Raw genomic sequence first — 20,486 nt, forward strand, 5'->3', positions numbered from 1 at the left:
CGGTGCCGGATCGGAGGCTGCCTTCTCTCGGCTAGGAGCAGATCTCGGCGAAGCCCTCGGCCGAGTTGGCGAAGCGTTCCTCGACCCAGCGTCGGCCTTTCTGTGACTGCTCCCGATAGGCGTCAGGTCGGTGGCGCAGGTCGGTGACGAGCGCAAGAGCATCAGCGGGCTCGCAGTAGACGGCTGCGTCGCCGAGGTGCGGCGAGATGCTCTGGTCGGTGACGACCACGCATCCGGCAGCAAGAGCCTCGTGCATGGTGCGCAACGTGTCCAGCGTAGGACCCTCCGGAGGGAAGGCGACAGCGAAGTCGAGCTGCATCATGAGCTCGCGTGCGCTGATCTCTCCGGCTCCGTATACCAGCCACGCCGGCGGCACACTGCCGAGCGCCGCTCGGAGATGCTGCCGCCCGCCAAGGATCCGCACGTCGACGGAACCGTCGTCCGGGTAGATCTCCTGGAGGAGCGGGAGCGAAGCAGGAAGGGCCGCGGGGTCTGTGCCGCAGATCCACCCGATGACCGGCCGGTCGGCCCGAAAGCGCGTCCTGGGCGTGGACCACGCGAGGACGTCGAGCACGGCAGGGTGACGCTGCACGGGGCGATCGCCGATGTGGCGTGCAACTGCCGCTTCCACCATGTCGTCCTGGGCCGCCCAACGGGGGACCAAGCCGAAGAGTGCTTGGGCGTTGTTGTCGCAGTCGGCGACTGTCCATCGAGGCTCGGCACCAGACTCCGGTCCGGGGAGCGAATCCGCGACGATCACGACCTGGTCGGTCGTCAGGGCCACGGGACGGGAGCTCGGGAACTCGAGGATCTCCGGCTGGCGGACAACGATCGTGGGAACGTGGTCGGCCTCCTCCAGGGAGACAAACATGGCGGAGCGATCGGCCAGCGCCCGACGTGCCGCGATGGACAGAGCTGCACGAGGCGTCGCGTCGCCAAACATGGAACGCAGATGGACGAGCCCGACGCGTCGACCTGACCGCGTGAGCGCTTGAATCTCCTCGAGCGCGGCGCGTTGAGTTGCTCCGTCCATCGACCAATCGGCCGCGACCGCCAGGTCGACGTGCTGGTCAGGCACCTCGAGGTCGCGCAGGAAGGGTCGCGGAGCCGTGAGCGGACGCCGGGCGACGTCGACCGGGATCTCGGGGCTCGCGCCCACCTTGATCTGCTCGTGCCAATGACGCATGGCGTCGCGATATTCGACACGAGCTGGATGTGTCCATCCGGGGCGGAAGTCTCCTCTCGACAGCGAGTCAGGTTCGAGGCGGACGAATGCGAGCGGCTCAGTCATCTGAAGCCGACGGCCAGGGAAAACTGCCTCGAGGCGCTGGTCGAACTCGGAGTCCGCGCCCTTGCGGACCCAGTCGAAGCGGCCGACGGTCTCGAGCACCGACCTCCGGAACATGTGGGATGACGCGTTTTCCCGGTCGGGACTGTAGCCCAGATACTGGAAGACGAGGCCGTCGGAGCATCTCAGGGAGCGGCTCAGCGTCCGGACGAGGCTGGGGTCATTCTGTAGGGGAATGACCTGCCGCTCGAGGCGCTCGGGATGCGACCAGTCGTCGATGTCCTGGAACGTCACGAACTCACCCCGAGCTTCCTCGAGAGCTCGGTTCCGGACGGCGTAGGTGCCGCGGTTGACCGGCTGGCGGATCACCCGGACACGCGGGTCCATGTACGCGATCTGAGCGAATACCTCGTCGTACTCGGCGCCGGAGGCGTCGTCGACCACCAGCAGTTCCCAGTCCTGCCAGGTCTGCTCGACGATCGAGCGCACCGCGGTGATCGATTCGGGGCCGGGACGGAACGCCGGCATGACGACCGAGATCAGTGGGCCTGGGCCCGCGGCGCGGGAGGTGCTGGGCCCGAGCCGGTCGAATGGTGGTGCGCTCGTCGTCGCGAGGGTGACCGGTGCTACGCCCTCGCCGACGAGATGAGCGTTGAGCAGGTCGAGCCAGGGGACCGAGCCGACGCCGTGTTCCACACCGGCGAGTTCGATCTGGAGGAACTCCGGCCAGGGTGCGGGCAGCGCGGCGAGCAGCTCGGAGTCTCCACGGAGGGTCTCGTAATGGCCCTCGATCCACAGCAGCTGGGCGTACGTCTTCAGCTCGGACGGGGACCATCGCGAGGCCGATAGATCCTGGCGTGCTCGGCGGAAGAATGCCAGGGCGTGGGTCACGTCGTCCTCATGGAACCGTTGGAGGCCGACGGTCCGTCCGAGGGAGCAGAGCACTCGGGCCTTCGACGTGTCGTCACCCGCCGATGCTGTCATGGCCGGTTCGAGCGCGTCCGCGATGATCGCTGTGTAGTCGGCGTCCGGGTCGATCATCCGTGCCATCACTTCGCGCGCCGACTCCGACTGCATGTCGAGGGCGGTCGTCGCCGCGCGTTGGCCAGCCCTGATGCCTGCGCGCGCAAAGCGGTCCGCGGCGGTGCGGGCCACAGCCGCGTCGAGGACGAATTTCTGACACGACTGTGTGGTCATGACGATGTCTCCAGGAGGGGCGCGATCCGATCGGCGAGAATGACGCGCGTAGACATCGCGTAGGTGTTGGTGATGTGCGAGCCCTGCCTATAGACCAGGACATCGCCAATGACCGGCGGACACGCGGTGTCCTCGCACAGAGTATCTGTCATGTCGACGATGTCCACGTCCCGTGACTGCTCAGCCGCGGCGCGCAGAGCGATGGCGCCGGAGCGGTCGATCGCCTCGTCGCGGGTGAACGCGCAGCTGGACAGTTCGGCGGGGTGCGCAGCGACGCACCGGTAGACCTCACCTTCGCTGGTCTCGGGCGGTGCCGGGTTGTCGAGCAGAGCGATGACGTCAATGCCGTGTTCCTCGAGCGTCTCCCAGGTGCGACCGAGACCGTCGGCCATCGCGGCCGTAGTGAGGTCTCCGTCTGCGTCGAATGCCGTACTGTGTCGCTGCGAGACGATAACAGCGTCGGGAGGGTCCCGAAGCAGTTCGCTGAGGAGGTTCTCGTTGTACTCCTGGCACTCTTCGTAGGGCCCATCGTCGAAGCCGGTGCGGATCGCGTCCGCGAATCCGCAGGCGCTCTTGGTCGCAAGGTCGAGCTGCCAGCTCTCCGACTTCGCCACCGCGTCGAGGGCGTCGGCCCACTGGAGTGCCTTGGAGTCGCCCGCGAGGACGACGCGGACATTTCCCGCGGGGTCGCCATAGGTGCAGATGGTGGGCTCGGTGGTTTCTGGGTCCGCCACGCAATCGTCAGCGTAGGCGCGAGGAACATCGTCGGGAGCGTCGGCGGGCGCCGGGGCAATCGAGTCGGAGCTGTCCTGCAGCTCGAGGCCGGCAACACGTCCGTCCTCGAGTGTCAGCCCGGCGGCGCCGGAGGCCGTCGTGGCGGTAGTGGTTCTGTTCTCCTGCGGCAGCGCGATCGCCAGGACGAGGCCTGCGATCACGCTCACAGCGGTGAGGTTCAGTCCGACGGAGAGCGTCATCCGGGGCGTCCAACGCGTCTGCGCGATCCTGCGGACCGGGTCCTCCACAAGCTTGTAGGAGAGCCAGGCAGGGATCAGCGCCAGGAGGACCACGAGCAGTCCACGCTTCTGACCGAGGTCGCCCCATACCCAGGTGGCAGCGACGAGGAGGGGCCAGTGCCAGAGGTACAAGGAGTACGAGAGCCCGCCGAGCCACACCAGCAACCGGTGGCCGAGTATCGCCGGAGCGGACCGGGTGGCGCCGGCGACGATGACGGCTGCCGTACCGAGGACCGGGACGAGCGCCAGGTGACCGGGCCAGGTCGCTGACTCGTCCAGGAGCAGGGCGCCGGCGATGATGGCGGCAAGCCCGGACCAACCGAGCGCCAGCGCGACCGGCTTGGGAACGCGCGGCCACACCGCGACCCCGACGGCCACCAGCCCGCCGATGCCTAGCTCCCACAGACGTGTGGTCGTGACGAAGAACGCGCTCGACGGATCGGCCGAGGACATCACGACCGACCAGATGAAGGACGGGACGACGATGGCAGCGAGCCCGGCTGCCATCACTGTCCGGGCGGGCCAGCGGAACCGACGGGCCAGGAGACCCACCACGATCAGCAGGAGCGGCCAGATGACGTAGAACTGCTCCTCGACCGACAGGGACCAGAAGTGCTGGACGGGCGACACGCCGACGTCTTCGGCGAGGTAGTCGACGGAACGCTCGGCAAGCCGCCAGTTCACGACGTAGCCCGATGCGGCGACGATGTCGCCCCCGAAGGTCCGGCGATCAACGACGCTCCCCAGCGCGACGACCATTACGGCTGTCGCGACGAGCACGAGCGCGGCGGCTGGGAGGAGGCGTCTCGCGCGGCGGGCATAGAACCGCAGCAGCGATACCCGCCCCGTCGCCTCGAGCTCACGGACGAGCTGTCCGGTGATGAGAAAGCCGGAGATGACGAAGAAGACATCGACACCGACGAACCCGCCGGGGACGGCGACGATCCCTGCGTGGTAAAGCAGGACGGCACCGATGGCCAGAGCGCGCAGTCCTTCGACGTCCGGCCGGAAGGCTGACGTCCCCCGGGAGGCGGCTCCGGGGTTGAGTTCCCGCTGGCCAGGATCGACCGTCTGCGGAGCCGCACCCGCCGTCATGGCCGACCCGTCCCGGCGAGCCTGGCGTCGCCCCTCTGGACGCTGCTACCGCGCTGCGGATGGTGCCGACCGACGCTGATGACGTACTCGTCAGGGGGCATCCTGGTCCAGTTCCTTCCAGTGACGACAACGAGTCCGACGCCGCCTCATGGTGTCCGGAGGTGTCGTGGTCTGTCGGACGGTGCTGGTGCGCCGTCGTGGCGCCAGCCGTGCGCCGTCGCGAGTATGTCAGAGGCAGACAGGCGTTCCCAAAAACTCGGGCGGCATCGACCGGGTGCGCCGCCGCCTGACGCTCGTCAAGCGGCCTGCTCGATGGCCGGGACCAGCTCCTCACGGACGCGGTCGGTCAGCGTGCGGACATAGGTGTCGGTGAGGTGGGACGTCTGCCGGTAGAGCAGCACGTTGCCGATGATCGGAACGCACGGGTCGTCGGGGCAGATCTCGGAGCGGAGGTCGATCGTTCTGACGCCGGGCACCTGCTCCGCAGCTGGCTCTTGGGCGAGGGCGCCGCTGCGGCCGATGCCTTCCTCCAGGTCGAACGTGCATGCGGCGAGGTCGTCGGGATTCTCGGCGACGCATTCGTACACGGTGATGCCGGGGTTCGGGTTGTCCAGCATCACGACGAGCGGGACCCCGGCGTCGGCGAGCGTGGTCCAGCGACGAACCATCGCGTCGACCATGGAGTCGACGGATCGGCTCTCGACATCGTCCGGGTCGGCCAGGACGTCGTTGATGCGCTGGGAGGTCAGGACGACGTCCGGGTCGAGCTCGACGAGGAGGTCGATGACGGCGTCGTTCCAGGTGGCGCACGACTCGTACCGCTCGCCCTTGGCGACCTGCATGCCGTCGTGGAACCCGCACGCCGACTTGGTGTACGAGACGATCCGCCATCCCTCGTCCTGCGCGATCTCGTCGATCGCCGAGTACCACTGCATGATCTTGGAATCGCCGACGACGGCCACGGTGAGGTCGCCGTCCACGTCGCCCCACTCGCACCTCACGGGTCTGGTCGACTGCTGATCGACCTGGCACTCCGGCGCGTACGAGGGGACGTCGTCGACGGCCGCGACAGCGTCGGGAACGAACCAGTCGACGTCGGTGAGGCTGGAGGTGGTCCCCGGCTCAGGCTCTGCGCCCGACCCGATCGCGGATGCCCCCTGTGCCTGGCGGTCGTCCGTGCCGCCGCCGTTCGACGGGACAAGGAGCACGAGCACCAGCCCGGCCAGCACACCGACCGCCGTGAAGTTCGCGCCGACGGACAGGCTCAGTCGGTTGGACTTCAGGGACGGCGCGAACCTGACCGGGTTCTCGACGAGTCTGTAGGAGATGTAGGCCGGGATGAACGAGGCAGCGACGACGAGGAGGCCCCGCCGAGCGCCGAGGTCGCCCCAGTAGGCGGTCGCTGCCACGATGAGCGGCCAGTGCCAGAGATATAGGGAGTACGACAGACCTCCGACCCAGACGGCCGGTCGCCAGGACAGCACGCCGGCGACCCCGGCGCGGCCTGAGGTGTATCCCGCGATGATCATTGCCGCGGTGCCCAGGGTCGGCAGGAGTGCCGCGTACCCGGGCCATGCAGTGCTGGTGGAGAACAGGAATCCGCTCGCCATGACCGCGGCCAGCCCTGTCCAGCCGAGCACGATCGCGGCGGCGCGGGGGAGGCGCAGCCAGACCGTGGTCCCGATGGCGGCCAGCGCTCCGATGCCGAGCTCCCACAGCCGTGTGGGCGTGACGAAGAAGGCGGTCGCCGGGCTGTTCGTCGTCAGGTAGACCGAATAGGCGAGGGATGGCACGATCACGGCCAGGATCCCGGCGGTCAGCACTTGTCGGATCCGCAGGTGCCCGCGCCGTCGCAGCCACCACGCGAGTGCCACGATCAGCAACGGCCAGACGATGTAGAACTGCTCCTCGACGGCCAAGGACCAGAAGTGCTGCACCGGGGAGGCTCCGACGTCCTCCGCGAGGTAGTCGACGGAGCGGTCAGCGAGCCGCCAGTTCACGACATAGAGGGCGGCTGACACGATGTCGCCGCCGAAGGCTCGCCAGTCGACTGCGGAAACCGTCCACCACGTGAGGAGCGCCGTGGTGGCGAGCACGAGGCCTGTCGCGGGAAGAAGGCGCTTGGCGCGCCGTGCGTAGAAGGTCGACAGGGAGATCCGGCCGGTGCGTTCGAGCTCTCGGATGAGCAGACCGGTGATGAGGAAGCCCGAGATGACGAAGAAGACGTCGACGCCCACGAAGCCGCCGGGTAGCTGTCGCACGCCCGCGTGATAGATGAGCACGAGGCCGATGGCGATGGCGCGCATGCCTTCGATGTCGGGCCGGAAGGCTCCCGCCGGTCGGCCCTTGACGGAAGTGGCGCTGGTGTCGCTGCTGGTCAAGTTGCTGAGATCCTCTGGGCTCGGGTCAAGCGGGCAAGGAGCGCTCGTTGCCCGGCCCGTCGTGGGCCCCGACATGTTACAAGGTCGCTCTCGACGTCTGGAGGTCCGGCTGGGTGGTGTCCGGGCGGGATCGGTGACGATTTGCCACGGCCGGCACTGGCGGCATCTCGTTCCGGCCCTCACGATGGCAACAGTCACCACGCATGCTGTGCTCCTCTGATCAGACGTCGTCAGGAGACTGCCGGATGAGACGAACCCTGAGTCATCTGGTGAAGAAGGCCGCCCACGAGAGACCTGCGCGCCCCCCGACGCTGGTCGGGTTCGACGGCACGGCCACCGACGCCTGGCTGACGATCTCGTCTCCTCGCGACGACGGCGCCCCGCTGCTCCTGCTCGTGGGCCGCTCGACCGGCGTGGAGGTACGGGCCCCCCTCGCGGAGGATTCCCGGGGCTGGCAGGGCCACGTCACGGACGAGGACCTCGCTGTCTTCGAGGGGGAGACGATCGACCTCCACCTCGCCCTCGACGACGGCGCGGCCACTCGGCGGCGTGTCGCGGGCGGAGTGGACCTGGCGCCCTTCGCGGCCGAGGGGCAGCCGCGGCGCTGGTACATCACGGTCGAGGGCAACGTCAGCGTGCGGCGCCGGAGAGCCGCCGAGGTGATCGCCGAGTCGGGCACCTTCGACGTCGACCACTATCTCGGCGAGGTCGCCCGTTCGTCGATCGCCGGGATCCCCGAGGGGATGGACCCGATCGAGCACTATGTCGCCAAGGGTGCCGCTGAGGGACTCGATCCCTCGCCCATGTTCGACACCACCTACTACCAGCGGATGAACCCGACCGTGCGGCGCAACCCGCTGGCCCACTACCGCGAGACCGGTCGTCGCCAGGGCCTCTCGACGCGGCCCGAGCCGTCACCCTCGCGCAGGGTGGGTATCGGTCACCGCTTTCCCGAGGGGCGGGACGTCCGGCGCGTGTGCCTGTTCGCCGGGTACGACCCGCAGGGCGTCGTCGACGACTACGTCGTCGCCTACATCAGGGAGCTGGCCCGGCATGCCGACGTGTACTACCTGGCTGACGGCGAGATGCCGGACCCTGAGCTCGCCAGGCTCGCGGAGCACACCGAGGGCGCCTGGGCCGAACCTCACGGCGAGTACGACTTCGGCTCGTACTCCCGGCTCATCGATCGCGTCGGTTGAAGTCCGTCGACGTCTCAGGGCGGGCCCTGCACGTCGTGAAGACGGTCGGGCGCAGCACCGTCCTCGAGGTCGGACGGCGCCAGGACGACGGCGCGACACCGACCCGGTGAGGCGGAGCACAGGGTCGACCGGTGCAAGGATGGACGCTCGACAGGCGATCGACGGCAGATCGCGGAAGAGGGGTGCTCATGGCCGGCTCGACGCGCGGCGCAGGGCTGCGCCGTACCGTCCGGTCGACCGGCGGGCGGATCATCCGCCGTCTGGGGATGCTGCCTGGCGGCATACCCGACGGACTGGGCGAGGACGACGCGCTGCAGGGCACCACGCTCTCGGCGCGCGCCGTCGTGTTCTTCGGCGACCCCCCGGAGAGCATGTACCAGATCCGCCAGTGGTACACCGCTCTGGAAGCGTTGAACCGCCGTGTGCCGCTGGTCGTCATCGCCGGGGACTCACGCACGGCCCGTCTGCTGCGCACCGAGTCGTCGCTCCGGGTCGTCACGGTGGCGCAGCACGCGACGCTGGACGAGATCCTCACCGGCAGCGACGTGCGGCTCGCCCTCTACGTCAACCACAGCCCGCAGAACTTCACGATGCTGAGCTTCGGAGGGCTCGTGCACGTGTCGCTGCTGCACGGCGACTCCGACAAGACCGTCTCCGTGTCGAACCAGCACAAGGCGTACGACCTGGTCTTCGTGGCGGGCCAGGCCGCCGTCGACCGCTTCGCCCGCAACCTGCCGTACTTCGACGCGGCAGCGCGGTGCGTGCCCGTGGGACGGCCGCAGCTCGACGTGCTCGGCCCGGACCCGGTCTCCCGGGCGGCTGCCGAACGCTCGACGGTCCTCTACGCGCCCACGTGGGAGGGCGCGAACCCGTCGGTCGCCTACGGGTCGGTGGACGTGCTCGGGCCCGAGCTGGCTCGCGCGGTGGTCGCGGACCCCGGGCTGCGCCTGCTGTATCGCCCGCACCCGCTGACCGGTGTCCGATCGCCCGCCTACGCCGCGGCTGACGCCGAGGTGCGGGAGGTGGTCGAGACGGCGGCCGCCGCCGATCCCTCCCGCGGCCACGAGGTGCGCACCACGGGTGAGATGGCAGCGACCTTCGCGGAGGCGGACGTGCTCGTCTGCGACATCTCGGCCGCTGCGACGGAATGGCTGCCGACCCTGCGTCCGCTCGTCGTCACCGACGTCGCGGCACCGTGGGCGACCGTCGCGACGACGCCCTTGCTGCAGGTCGCTCCCCGGCTCCGGGTGGACGGCATCGAGGACGTCGCCGGGCTGCTGCGCACGGCGACGACGCAGGACCCGGCGCGTGAGGAGCGCCGTCGGCTCGTCGAGTACTACCTCGGCGACGTGACGCCCGGCGCGTCCCTCGAACGGTTCGTGGCGGCCTGCGAGGCGGCCATCGAGCGCCACGAGAGGGAGCTGGGTCGCCTCGTGGAAGCCAGGGCGGACGACGAGCGACGCACGGTGGACGGGACACCACCCGGCGCCAGCCCTCGCTAGGATCCGAACCATGTCTGCACAGGGCGGTACCAAGGCCGTCGTCGCCGCACTCCTCGCCAACCTCGGCATCGCGATCACCAAGTTCGGCGCCTGGGCGCTGACCGGTGCGTCGTCCATGCTGGCCGAGGGCGTGCACTCGCTCGCCGACTCCGGCAACCAGGCGCTGCTGCTGCTCGGTGGGCGGGCGGCCAAGCGGGCCGCGGACGAGGAGCACCCGTTCGGCTACGGACGCGAGCGTTACGTCTATGCGTTCGTCGTCTCGATCGTGCTGTTCGCCGTCGGTGGCCTGTTCGCGCTCTACGAGGCGTTCCACAAGTGGCAGCACCCGGAGCCCATCGAGGGGCGCTGGTGGTGGGTGCCGCTCGCGGTCCTGGTCGCGGCGATCGTCATGGAGTCGTTCTCGTTCCGGACCGCGATCGTCGAGTCGAACGCCGTACGGGGCCGCGCCTCGTGGGTGGAGTTCGTGCGGCGGGCCAAGCAGCCGGAGCTGCCCGTGGTGCTCCTGGAGGACCTGGGCGCCCTCGTGGGCCTGGTCCTGGCGCTGTTCGGGGTGAGCCTGACGCTGCTGACGGGCGACGGCCGGTGGGACGCGGCGGGTACCGCGTGCATCGGCGTGCTGCTGGTGCTCATCGCGATCGTCCTCGCGATCGAGACGAAGTCCCTGCTGCTGGGTGAGTCCGCCACGCGGGCGCACGTCACCGCGATCAGGTCGGCGCTGGTCGGTGAGGGCGTCCGCTCGATCATCCACCTCAAGACGCTGCACCTCGGCCCGGACGAGCTGCTGGTCGCGGCGAAGATCGAGGTGGACGAAGCCACCACCGCAGCAGACGTCGCGCGCGCCATCGACGCGGCGGAGTCCCGGGTGCGTGCCGCCGTCGACATCGCCCGGGTCATCTATCTGGAGCCGGACCTGCGGCACGCCGGGAAGACCTCTGACGGGGACGCCGTCGCTCCGCGCCGGATGCCCTGACGCACCGGGCCGAGGTGCGACGCATCCGACGGCCGCATGCGAGGCTGCTAGGTGGCTGCCTGACCGAGTAAGATGGATGCCATGGCCGCGACGACACGACGAAGGATCCACCTGACGGAAACGGCACGGCTGGCGGCGATCATCGACCGGAACGCCATGGCAGGCGAGCCGCGCGCTGCCACGGTGGCGCGCCTCGTCGAGAAGGCAGACCTGCTGTCCGCCCAGGACGAGGACTTCCTCGTCTTCCACCCGGACCGCCCGACGATCACCACGGAGCAGGTGGCCGACCTGTTGGACGAGGACGACACCGACCTCGTCCGGGGGACCACGCGTGACTGACCGGGTCTGCTTGCCGGACGTCAACGTCCTGTTCGCCGCTCACGTCGCGGCGCACGTGCACCACGCGACGGCCTTGAGCTGGTTGCGGGGCGTCCCGGCGTTCGCGACGTGCGCGACGACTGAGCAAGGGCTGGTGCGGCTGCTGTCGAACGCCGCCGCCAATCCCGGAGCGTCCACCGCTGATGCGCTTGCTGCGTTGGCGCGGGTGCGCGCACGCCGCCAGCATCAGTTCTGGCGTGACGACACAAGCCTTGCGGAACCGGCCGTCGACCTGTCCCGCATGGTCGGGCATCGCCAGGTGACGGACTTCCACCTGCTGAACGTGGCGGCGGACCGTCGTGGCGTGCTCGTCACGCTCGACGCGAGGATCGAGCGTGCGTTGCTGCCGTCGGACCGGCGCCATGTCGTGACGCTCGCCGGCTGACCGAACGGCCGTCTCGTGATCATCGTCGCGCTACCGCCCCGCGGCGTAGCCCTGCGCGCCGCGGGAGTTCGCGGCGGCGCCCAGCACTCCGGTGGCAGGGTCGCGCGTGACGGCGGAGAGCCGCCCGAGCGACCACGGCCCGGCCTCGGTCAGCACGTGCCCCCGGGCGGCGAGCCCGGCGAGCACGTCGGTCCCGAGCCGCGTCTCGACCACCGCGCCCCCGGGCACCCAGGTGCGCGGCCAGAACGAGTCGACCATCGACGTCGTGTGCAGGGTGGGCGCGTCGATCGCCTGCTGCGGGCTGTAGCCGCCCACCAGCACGCGCAGCAGGAACGGCAGCTGCCACTGGTCCTGCTGGTCGCCGCCCGGCGTGCCGCACGCCATCACCGGCACGCCGGCCCGGTCCAGCACCAGCGTGGGCGACAGCGTGGTCCGCGGCCGGCGGCCGGGCTCGAGCCGCGACGGTGACGCCTCGTCGAGCCAGGTCATCTGCAGCCGCGTGCCGAGGCAGAACCCGAGCCCGGGCACGGTCGGCGAGGACTGCAGCCAGCCGCCCGACGGCGTCGCGCTGATCATGTTGCCCCACCGGTCCACGACGTCCAGGTGGCAGGTGTCGCCGCGGGTGGTGCCGTTCGCCTGCACGGTCGGTTCGCCCGCACCGGCGCCTCCCATCGCTGAGGTGCCCGACGTCGCCGCGTCGGCAGCGGTGCGCAGCGGTGCCGGGGGAGCGGTCCGTCCGGGGACGACGCCGGGGCGCACCTCGTGCGAGGCACGTTCGCCGATCAGGGCTCGCCGCTCGGCGGCGTACTGCTCGGACAGCAGGTGGTCGAGCGGCACGTCGGTGTCCCCGTACCAGGCGTCACGGTCGGCGAGGGCCAGCTTGAGCGCCTCGAGGACGGTGTGCGCGCCGAGCGCCGTCGCCGGGTCGAGGCGGTCGTCCTCGAACCCGTCGAGGATCCGTAGCGCCTGCAGCAGCACGGGTCCCTGGCCCCACGCACCGGTCTTGACGACGGTGCGCCCGCGGAAGTCCGCCGTCGCCGGCTGCTCGTAGCCGGCGCGGAAGCGGGCGACGTCGTCGGCCGTCAGGACGCCCGCGTGGTCGCGGCCGTCGGAGTGCCGGTGCGGTGTCGTGACGAAGGCCTCGGCGGCCGTGCCGACGATCTCGCGCCAGGTGCGGCGTGCGGCGTCGACGCCGGCCTGCCGCGAGGGCGCGGCGTCCGCCACCTCGGCGAGGTGCTCGAGGAGAGCCGCGTACTCGGGGTTCGTGACGAGCTCACCGGCGCGGGGGACACGTCCGCCAGGCATCCAGCGCTCGGCCGAGGTGGGCCAGTGCTCGGAGAACAGCCCGGCGACACGCTCGACGGTGGCGGCGACGGCCCCGAGCACGGGGTGCCCGTCGCGGGCGTAGCCGGCCGCGTGCGCCAGGACGTCGCGCACGGTCCACGTGCCGTGGTCGCGCAGCAGGAGGAGCCAGGCGTCGACGGCGCCCGGGACGGCGGCGGCCAGCGCACCGGCACCGGGGACCAGCTCGAGCCCTACTGCGTCCCGGTAGTGCTCGATGCTCGCGCCGGCCGGTGCCGGGCCCTGTCCGGCGAGGACGGTAGGGACGCCGTCGGACGCCGCGAAGACGCCCGTCATGTCCCCGCCGGGCCCGTTGAGGTGCGGCTCGACCACGTGCAGCACGAACGCGGCCGCCGTGGCGGCGTCGAACGCGTTGCCGTCGCGCTCCAGGACGGACTGGGCCGTGGCCGTGGCGAGCCAGTGCGTGGTGGCCGCCATGCCGAACGTGCCCCGCAGGTCGGGACGGGTCTGGTGCGGCTCGGGCGGGGTGAAGGTCATGGCCGGCCGTCCGAGGTGCCGTCGGTCGTGGTGCGGCCGCCGGTGTGGCCGAGCACCGTGACCGCCAGGGTGATGGCCGCCGCGAGGCCGACGCCCCAGGCCACGTGCACCTGCAGCAGGAAGGCGCCGGCGCACGCCCCCGCACCGATCAGCGCGATCGCGGCGATGCGCCGTCGGACGTGCCTGCCGTGCCCCCCGACGAGGCGCGAGTCCATCGCCAGGCCGGTGATGGCGCTGGTCACCACCACGGTGGTGATCTCCTTGACGGCCAGGTGCCGGGCCGTGGCGGCCTGCAGGCCCATCGCACCGGCGAGGGAACCGGTGACGGCGAGCTGGACGCCGTACGGCATGCCGCCGTCGAACACCGCCAGCGCCACGGAGATCGAGACCAGCAGCGCGCCGACGACGCCGAACAGGACCGTCGTGCGTTCCGTCCAGCCGACGTCCTCCGAGCGCACCACCAGCCCGCCGAGGGCGGCGCCGGCCAGGAAGGTCGCGAAGGCGAGCAGCGGGCCGACGACGGGCAGGTCGTCCGCCCCGGCGAGCGCCATGCCCAGGATGACGATGTTGCCGGTCATGTTCCCCGTGAATACCCGGTCCAGGCCCAGGTAGCCGACGGCGTCGGCGATGCCGGTGGAGAACGTCAGCGCCAGCATGAGGCGCAGGTGGAGGCGGTCGCGGTGCACGCAGGTCACTCTATGGGTGCCGTCGGCGACGGTCATCACGGGCGATATCTGGGATATCTGAACCCCAAAGTGTGGTCGATCTCCCTGACTTGGTCACATGGTGATAAAGATCATCGGGGGACCGGGTGAATTCGTGCAGGACCCTCAGAGGTGTGGCCTACGCTCGTGCAAAGAACGTGAATGTCGACTCGCGGCGCGAGCCGCGGGCGCGGGTTCACCACCCGCTCGGGCACGTCCACCGGCGGTCCCGACGGCAGCAGACTGTCCCCGACCCGGGAGAAATGTGCCAGCCATCGAGGCAAGTGGCCTGACAAAGATCTTCGGACGCCGGCCGCAGCGCGGTGTCCGCATGCTGAACGAGGGCGCGGACCGCGCGCAGCTACGCAAGGAAGGCCTGACCCCCGCCGTCATCGACGCGACGTTCGACGTGGCGCCGGGCGAGATCTTCGTGGTGATGGGTCTGTCGGGGTCCGGCAAGTCGACGCTGATCCGCATGGTCAACGGCCTGTTGGAACCGACCGACGGTGTCATGCGCATCGACGGCCAGGACGTCACGCACCTGTCCGCCGCCGGCCTGCGCGAGGTGCGCCGGACCAAGGTGAGCATGGTGTTCCAGCACTTCGCCCTGCTGCCGCACCGCACCGTCGGCGAGAACGCCGCCTACCCGCTGAAGCTGCGCGGGGTGAGCAAGGCCGAGCGCGAGGCGCGCGCCGAGGAGTCGCTGGCCATGGTCGGCCTCAAGGGCTGGGGCGGCTCGCTGCCGTCCGAGCTCTCCGGCGGCATGCGCCAGCGCGTCGGGCTCGCCCGGGCGCTCGCGGCCGGCACCGACATCATGCTGATGGACGAGGCGTTCAGCGCCCTGGACCCGCTGATCCGCAAGGAGATGCAGGACCAGCTCCTCGAGCTCCAGGCGGAGCTGGGCAAGACGATCCTCTTCATCACCCACGACCTCAACGAGGCCATGCGCCTCGGTGACCGCATCGCGATGATGCGCGACGGCCGGATCGTCCAGGTGGGCACCAGCGAGCAGATCCTCAACGAGCCCGCCACCGACTACGTGGCGCAGTTCGTCGCGGACGTCGACCGGTCGCGCGTGCTCTCCGCGGGCGACGTGATGGAGCGTCCCGTCGCCGTGGTCGGCCCGGAGTCCGGCCCGAAGGCCGCGCACAAGCTGATGCGCGAGAACCAGGTCTCCTCCCTGCTCGTGACCGGCCGCGACCGTCGGGTCCTCGGCATCGTGTGGGAGCAGGACGTCGCCGACGCGGTCCGTGAGGGCAGCGACAGGCTGCCGGTCAGCGACGAGACCGTGGCCCAGGTCGCCCCGGACACGCCGCTGGCGGAGCTGTTCCAGTACGCCGCGGCCAGCACGGCGCCGCTGGCGGTGGTCGGCGCGGAGGGTCGCCTGGACGGCGTCATCCCGCGGGTGACGCTGCTCAGCGCGCTCGCCGTGCCGAGCACGGAGAGCGCCGCCAGCCCGGCCGACGGCGTGGACGACGGTCCCACCGACGGCGAGCCCGTCCTCGACTCCGCAGGAGCACAGTGATGTTGCCGATGTCCACCCCCGACACCACCAGCATCCCCAAGGTGCCGATCGGAGAGGTCGTCGACAAGGGGATCGACTGGATCGACGACAACCTCGAGTGGCTCCTCGACGGGATCGCCCTCGTGACGTCGTTCCTGGTGGACGGCATCGCGGAGCTGTTGATGACGCCCTCCGCACTCGTCATGGTCGGGCTGTTCACCCTGCTCGCGCTGGTCGTGCGGTCCTGGGGGCTGGCCGTCTTCACGGTGCTCGGGTTCCTGCTCGTCGTGAGCATGGAGATGTGGGAACCCGCGATGGAGACGCTCAGCCTCGTGCTGGTCGCCGCGCTGATCGCGCTGGTCGTCGCGATCCCCGTGGGGATCCTCGCCGCGCGCAGCGACACCGTCAGCACGTTCATGCGACCGGTCCTCGACTTCATGCAGACCATGCCGGCGTTCGTCTACCTCGTGCCCGTGGTCGTCTTCTTCAGCATCGGCGTGGTCCCCGGCGTCGTCGCCACGATCGTCTTCTCCCTGCCGCCGGGCGTCCGGCTCACGGAGCTGGCGATCCGCCAGGTCGACGCCGAGACCGTCGAGGCCGGCGAGGCGTTCGGCGGCACCTCCTGGCAGATCCTGCGGGGCATCCAGCTCCCGCTCGGCCTGCCGACCATCATGGCGGGCGTCAACCAGGTCATCATGCTGGCGCTGTCGATGGCGGTCGTCGCCGGCCTGGTCGGCGCGGGCGGGCTCGGCGGCGTGGTCGTCTCGTCGATCTCCACGCTCAACGTCCCGCTCGGCATCGAGGGCGGCCTGTCCGTCGTGATCCTCGCGATCTTCCTCGACCGCCTCACCGGCGCCATCGGCCAGCCCACGGGCCGGTCGCTGGTCGCCATCCTCAGCAGCCGGAAGGGCGACGGCGCTCGAGCCGCCACCGCTGGCGCGGTCTGAACCGCCGCACCCCACCTTGCTCCAGGACACCATCCACCGACACGGAAGGAGCTCACCCATGAGCACCCACCGCAAGAACTTCCGCCGCCAGGGCGTCGCGATCGTCTCCGCCGCCGCACTGGGCCTGACGCTCGCCGCCTGCGGCTCGGACGAGGGCTCCGACGCCGGCACGGGCGGCGACGAGAACGCCGAGGGCGACAAGAGCATCACCCTGGGCTACATCGCCTCGTGGACCGACGGTCTGAGCACCGCCTACCTGCTGGACAACGTGCTCTCGGAGGCCGGCTACGACGTCCAGCACCAGGACATCCAGGAGGCCGGCCTGCTCTACACGGCGCTCGCCGAGGGTGACGTGGACATGTACCCGTCGGCCTGGCCCGAGGTGACCCACGCGCAGTACATGGAGGAGTACGGCGACTCCATCGAGGACATCGGCGCCTACTACGACAACGCCAAGCTGACCATGGCGGTGCCGGAGTACACCGACATCGACTCGATCGCCGAGCTCGCCGACAACGCCGACATGTTCGACGGCACGATCACGGGCATCGAGCCCGGTGCCGGTCTGACGGCGGCCGTGCAGGACAACGTCATCCCGACCTACGGTCTGGACGAGGCCGGCTACGAGCTGCAGACGTCCTCCACGACGGCGATGCTCACCGAGCTGGAGCAGGCCACGGAGAACGAGGAGGACATCCTCGTCACGCTGTGGCAGCCGTTCTGGGCCAACGCGTCGTACCCGGTCAAGACGCTCGAGGACCCGGAGGGTGCGCTCGGTGAGGCCGAGGCCCTGCACTTCCTCGGCACCGACGGCTTCGCGGAGGACCACCCCGAGGTCGCCGACTGGATCTCGCAGATCAAGCTGGACGACGCGCAGTACGGCGCCCTGGAGGACTCGGTCGTCAACCAGCACCCGGACGACCCGGCCGCCGGCGTCGAGGCCTGGCTCGAGGCCAACCCCGACGTGATCCCCGCGTTCGAGGGCTGATCCTCACCACGTGAGGCGTCGCTGCACCGCAGCACCCGAGCACGACGGAGCGCCCGTCCCGGATGACGTCCGGGACGGGCGCTCCGTCGTTCCTCGGCCTCCTGGTCCCGCCGTGGCGAGGGGACGTCAGGCAGCCACCCGCGACTGCTGCACCTGGGCGATCGCGTCGCGGCCGTGGTGCACGCTGTCGTCAGGGACCCTCGGTGTCAGCGGACGTCGAGCCAGATCAGGGGTCAGGGCGCTGGTCACGGCGCGGCGCAGCCGCGTCGCGAACGGCCGCTCCACGGCGTAGTAGATGGCCGCGGCCAGCAGCATCGAGACGGCGGTCGCGGCGGTCAGCGCGGTCCAGGTGCCGTAGCCGTTGCTGCTCAGCAGCTCCGTGACGGCCCAGCCGAACTGGGTGTGCACCAGGTACAGCGGATACGTGAGCGCGCCGGCCAGGACGCACAGCGCCGCGAGGTGCCGGTTGTGGAGCGTGGCCCACGGCTGCACGGCGAGCCAGACGGCGCCGACGACGGCGAGGAGCACCGCCACGGCGACGCCGCCGTGGACGGGCACGCCCTGCAGGCCGCTCGCCTGGTGGGCGGAGGTCGTGACGCGGTCCACGGAGAGGCCGAGGAGGAGCGCGAGCGCGCCGAGGTCGATGAGGAGCGCGCGGCGAGCGACGCCGTCGGGCACGGTCTGGTCGCGGTGGGCCGTCACGTCCTGCCAGAGCAAAAACAGGACCATCCCGATGCCGAAGTAGACGGAGTGGCGTACCACGAGGTGCTCGGCGACCTCCGGGTAGCCGAAGTCCTGGACCAGCATCCCGGCCGCGGGCCACGCGAGCGCCAGGGTCAGGGCGCGGACCCGGGTCAGCGCGCCGAAGAGCATGAGCACCCCGACGAGCACGTAGAACTTGAGCTCCACGAGCAGGGTCCAGTAGACGACCTGCGAGAGCTCCGCGCCGAAGACGTCCGGCGCCATGGTGAGGTTGAGGAGCGTGTCGCGGAGGCTGAGCTCACGGCCGCCGGACCAGAACGTCTGGAGGACGGCGGTGGCCAGCACGCAGGCCCACAGCCCGGGGTAGAGGCGTCCCGCGCGCGAGCCGGTGAACTGTGCCGGCGTGCGTCCCTGGCTCGACCACAGGATCGCGAACCCGCTGATGACGAAGAACGCCTCGACCGCCAGCCATCCGTAGCGGGAGACCTGGTTGAGCCCCTCGAAGAGTGTGCTGACCTCGGTGCCCCAGTACTGGCTCGCGGTCGGCGTGGCCGTGAAGTGGTAGACGACGACGGCGAACGCTGCGCCGAACCGCAGCACGTCGAGCAGGTGCTTGCGCGGTGGCGGCTGCGTCGTCTGGGGCGTCGAGGTCATTTGATCAACCATAGATCACGAATCGATAACATTCGAGCCCGGGGCAAGCGTGGGTCCGACCTACTACCCTGGGACGTGGGCGTCCTTCGAGGTGCGCCCACAGCGCCGACGGGAGCCCCCAGCGCGCGACAGCACCGACACGTCCCCAGGAGGCACCCATGACCGACACCGCCACGGCCACCGCTGCGCAGCCGACCCCCGGCTTCGACGAGGCCCCCGGCCGCTACAAGGTCCGTTCACTCGCGCTCGCCGAGGCCGGCCGCCACCAGATCCGGCTCGCCGAGCACGAGATGCCGGGCCTGATGGCGCTGCGCGAGGAGTACGGCGAGGCGCAGCCCCTCGCCGGCGCCCGCATCGCCGGCTCGCTGCACATGACTGTCCAGACCGCCGTCCTCATCGAGACGCTCACCGCGCTCGGCGCGGAGGTCCGCTGGGCGAGCTGCAACATCTTCAGCACGCAGGACGAGGCCGCGGCCGCCGTCGTCGTCGGCCCCGACGGGACGCCCCAGGATCCCCAGGGCGTGCCCGTGTTCGCCTGGAAGGGCGAGTCGCTCGAGGAGTACTGGGCCTGCACCGAGCAGATCCTCGTCTGGCCGGCCGGAGAAGGCCCCAACCTCATCCTGGACGACGGCGGCGACGCCACGATGCTGGTCCACCTCGGCTTGCAGTACGAGCGCGCGGGCGTCGTGCCGCCGAACACGCTGCCGGGCGAGCCCGACCACACCCAGGAGATGAACGTGGTGCGCGACCTGCTGCGCAGCGCGCTCGAGGCCGACCCGCTGCGCTGGACCGGCGTCGCCGAGCAGATCGGCGGCGTCACCGAGGAGACCACCACCGGCGTGCACCGCCTGTACCACCTGGCGGAGGCGGGCGAGCTGCTCTTCCCGGCGATCAACGTCAACGACTCGGTCACCAAGTCCAAGTTCGACAACAAGTACGGCATCCGTCACTCGCTGCCGGACGGCATCAACCGCGCCACCGACATTCTCATCGGCGGCAAGGTCGCCTTCGTCGCGGGCTACGGCGACGTCGGCAAGGGCGCCGCGGAGGCGTTCCGTGGCCAGGGTGCGCGCGTCGTCGTCTCCGAGGTCGACCCGATCTGCGCGCTGCAGGCCGCGATGGACGGCTTCCAGGTCGCTCGGCTCGAGGACGTCCTCGACCACGCGGACTTCTTCATCACCACCACCGGCAACTTCGGCGTCATCACCGCCGAGCACATGCTCGCGATGAAGGACAAGGCCGTGGTCGGCAACATCGGCCACTTCGACAACGAGATCGACATGGCGGGCCTGGCCGACGTGCCCGGCGTGGTCAAGACCGAGATCAAGCCGCAGGTCCACGAGTGGACGATGCCGGCCGGCAGCGGCCCGGCCGGCGCGGACGGGCCGCGCGCCGAGCGGTCGATCATCGTGCTGTCCGAGGGGCGCCTGCTCAACCTCGGCAACGCCACCGGTCACCCGTCGTTCGTCATGTCCAACTCGTTCGCCAACCAGGTGATCGGCCAGCTCGAGCTGTTCGCGGACATGGCCCGCCCGGCCGAGGATCGGCAGTACGAGCGCCAGGTCTACCGACTGCCCAAGGTCCTGGACGAGAAGGTGGCGCGCCTGCACCTCGACGCGCTCGGCGTGCGCCTGACCGAGCTCAGCAAGGCCCAGGCCGACTACCTCGGCGTGCCTGTCGAGGGGCCGTTCAAGCCGGACCACTACCGCTACTGACCCCCACCTGGTTGCGGGGGGAGGT

General features: G+C 70.4%; 15 protein-coding genes. 9 read left to right on the forward strand and 6 right to left on the reverse strand.

Annotated elements, in window-relative coordinates:
- Positions 1 to 31 precede the first annotated feature (31 nt).
- From ACWAT2_RS10535 to ACWAT2_RS10545, 3 genes are all read right to left on the reverse strand, one after another.
- Complete coding sequence (locus ACWAT2_RS10535) at positions 32 to 2,485, reverse strand: glycosyltransferase (RefSeq protein ID WP_402375874.1); 2,454 nt, start codon at positions 2,483 to 2,485, stop codon at positions 32 to 34.
- Positions 2,482 to 4,593 carry an acyltransferase family protein gene (locus ACWAT2_RS10540; protein ID WP_402375873.1) on the reverse strand — a complete coding sequence of 704 codons (2,112 nt, stop codon included), beginning with the start codon at positions 4,591 to 4,593 and terminating at the stop codon, positions 2,482 to 2,484. The genes ACWAT2_RS10535 and ACWAT2_RS10540 overlap by 4 nt, the downstream gene beginning before the upstream one ends.
- 296 nt (positions 4,594 to 4,889) lie before the next feature.
- The gene (locus ACWAT2_RS10545) at positions 4,890 to 6,974 is read right to left on the reverse strand and encodes an acyltransferase family protein (protein ID WP_402375871.1); all 2,085 of its coding nucleotides are present in this window, start codon (positions 6,972 to 6,974) and stop codon (positions 4,890 to 4,892) included.
- Positions 6,975 to 7,219: 245 nt separating this feature from the next.
- Here ACWAT2_RS10545 and ACWAT2_RS10550 point away from each other — a divergent pair, with 245 nt between their 5' ends.
- The 5 genes from ACWAT2_RS10550 to ACWAT2_RS10570 all read left to right on the forward strand — a co-directional run bounded on the left by ACWAT2_RS10550 (position 7,220) and on the right by ACWAT2_RS10570 (position 11,408).
- On the forward strand, positions 7,220 to 8,173 hold the full coding sequence (locus ACWAT2_RS10550; protein WP_402375869.1) for a hypothetical protein: 954 nt from the start codon (positions 7,220 to 7,222) through the stop codon (positions 8,171 to 8,173).
- A 188-nt stretch (positions 8,174 to 8,361) separates the two neighbouring features.
- On the forward strand, positions 8,362 to 9,675 hold the full coding sequence (locus ACWAT2_RS10555; protein ID WP_402375867.1) for a CDP-glycerol glycerophosphotransferase family protein: 1,314 nt from the start codon (positions 8,362 to 8,364) through the stop codon (positions 9,673 to 9,675).
- Between the two features lie 10 nt (positions 9,676 to 9,685).
- Positions 9,686 to 10,645 carry a cation diffusion facilitator family transporter gene (locus ACWAT2_RS10560; RefSeq protein WP_402375865.1) on the forward strand — a complete coding sequence of 320 codons (960 nt, stop codon included), beginning with the start codon at positions 9,686 to 9,688 and terminating at the stop codon, positions 10,643 to 10,645.
- A gap of 81 nt (positions 10,646 to 10,726) precedes the next feature.
- Positions 10,727 to 10,984, forward strand: a complete 258-nt coding sequence (locus ACWAT2_RS10565; protein WP_402375863.1) for a hypothetical protein — start codon at positions 10,727 to 10,729, stop codon at positions 10,982 to 10,984.
- Positions 10,977 to 11,408, forward strand: coding sequence for a TA system VapC family ribonuclease toxin (locus ACWAT2_RS10570; RefSeq protein ID WP_402375861.1), 432 nt, complete (start codon positions 10,977 to 10,979; stop codon positions 11,406 to 11,408). The genes ACWAT2_RS10565 and ACWAT2_RS10570 overlap by 8 nt, the downstream gene beginning before the upstream one ends.
- Before the next feature lie 30 nt (positions 11,409 to 11,438).
- Here ACWAT2_RS10570 and ACWAT2_RS10575 read toward each other — a convergent pair whose 3' ends face one another.
- Together ACWAT2_RS10575 and ACWAT2_RS10580 are read right to left on the reverse strand one after the other, a co-directional pair.
- Positions 11,439 to 13,247, reverse strand: a complete 1,809-nt coding sequence (locus tag ACWAT2_RS10575) for a gamma-glutamyltransferase family protein (RefSeq protein ID WP_402375859.1) — start codon at positions 13,245 to 13,247, stop codon at positions 11,439 to 11,441.
- Entirely contained in the window at positions 13,244 to 13,933 is a 690-nt protein-coding gene (locus ACWAT2_RS10580; RefSeq protein ID WP_402375857.1) for a YoaK family protein, read from the reverse strand. The genes ACWAT2_RS10575 and ACWAT2_RS10580 overlap by 4 nt, the downstream gene beginning before the upstream one ends.
- A 283-nt stretch (positions 13,934 to 14,216) precedes the next feature.
- Between ACWAT2_RS10580 and ACWAT2_RS10585 the strand changes: the two genes are divergently transcribed.
- The 3 genes from ACWAT2_RS10585 to ACWAT2_RS10595 are packed head-to-tail and all read left to right on the forward strand — an operon-like array spanning position 14,217 to position 17,390.
- A complete protein-coding gene (locus ACWAT2_RS10585) occupies positions 14,217 to 15,476 on the forward strand; it encodes a quaternary amine ABC transporter ATP-binding protein (RefSeq protein WP_402375855.1) in 1,260 nt (419 codons plus the stop codon).
- A gap of 8 nt (positions 15,477 to 15,484) precedes the next feature.
- Entirely contained in the window at positions 15,485 to 16,402 is a 918-nt protein-coding gene (locus ACWAT2_RS10590) for an ABC transporter permease (RefSeq protein WP_402375853.1), read from the forward strand.
- A 58-nt stretch (positions 16,403 to 16,460) separates the two neighbouring features.
- The gene (locus ACWAT2_RS10595; RefSeq protein ID WP_402375852.1) at positions 16,461 to 17,390 is read left to right on the forward strand and encodes a glycine betaine ABC transporter substrate-binding protein; all 930 of its coding nucleotides are present in this window, start codon (positions 16,461 to 16,463) and stop codon (positions 17,388 to 17,390) included.
- A gap of 126 nt (positions 17,391 to 17,516) precedes the next feature.
- Here ACWAT2_RS10595 and ACWAT2_RS10600 read toward each other — a convergent pair whose 3' ends face one another.
- On the reverse strand, positions 17,517 to 18,746 hold the full coding sequence (locus tag ACWAT2_RS10600; RefSeq protein WP_402375850.1) for an acyltransferase family protein: 1,230 nt from the start codon (positions 18,744 to 18,746) through the stop codon (positions 17,517 to 17,519).
- Between the two features lie 158 nt (positions 18,747 to 18,904).
- Between ACWAT2_RS10600 and ahcY the strand changes: the two genes are divergently transcribed.
- Entirely contained in the window at positions 18,905 to 20,461 is a 1,557-nt protein-coding gene (gene ahcY, locus ACWAT2_RS10605; protein ID WP_402375848.1) for an adenosylhomocysteinase, read from the forward strand.
- Positions 20,462 to 20,486: the final 25 nt, after the last annotated feature.

The sequence above is a fragment of the Isoptericola sp. GX10416 genome (assembly GCF_056590155.1).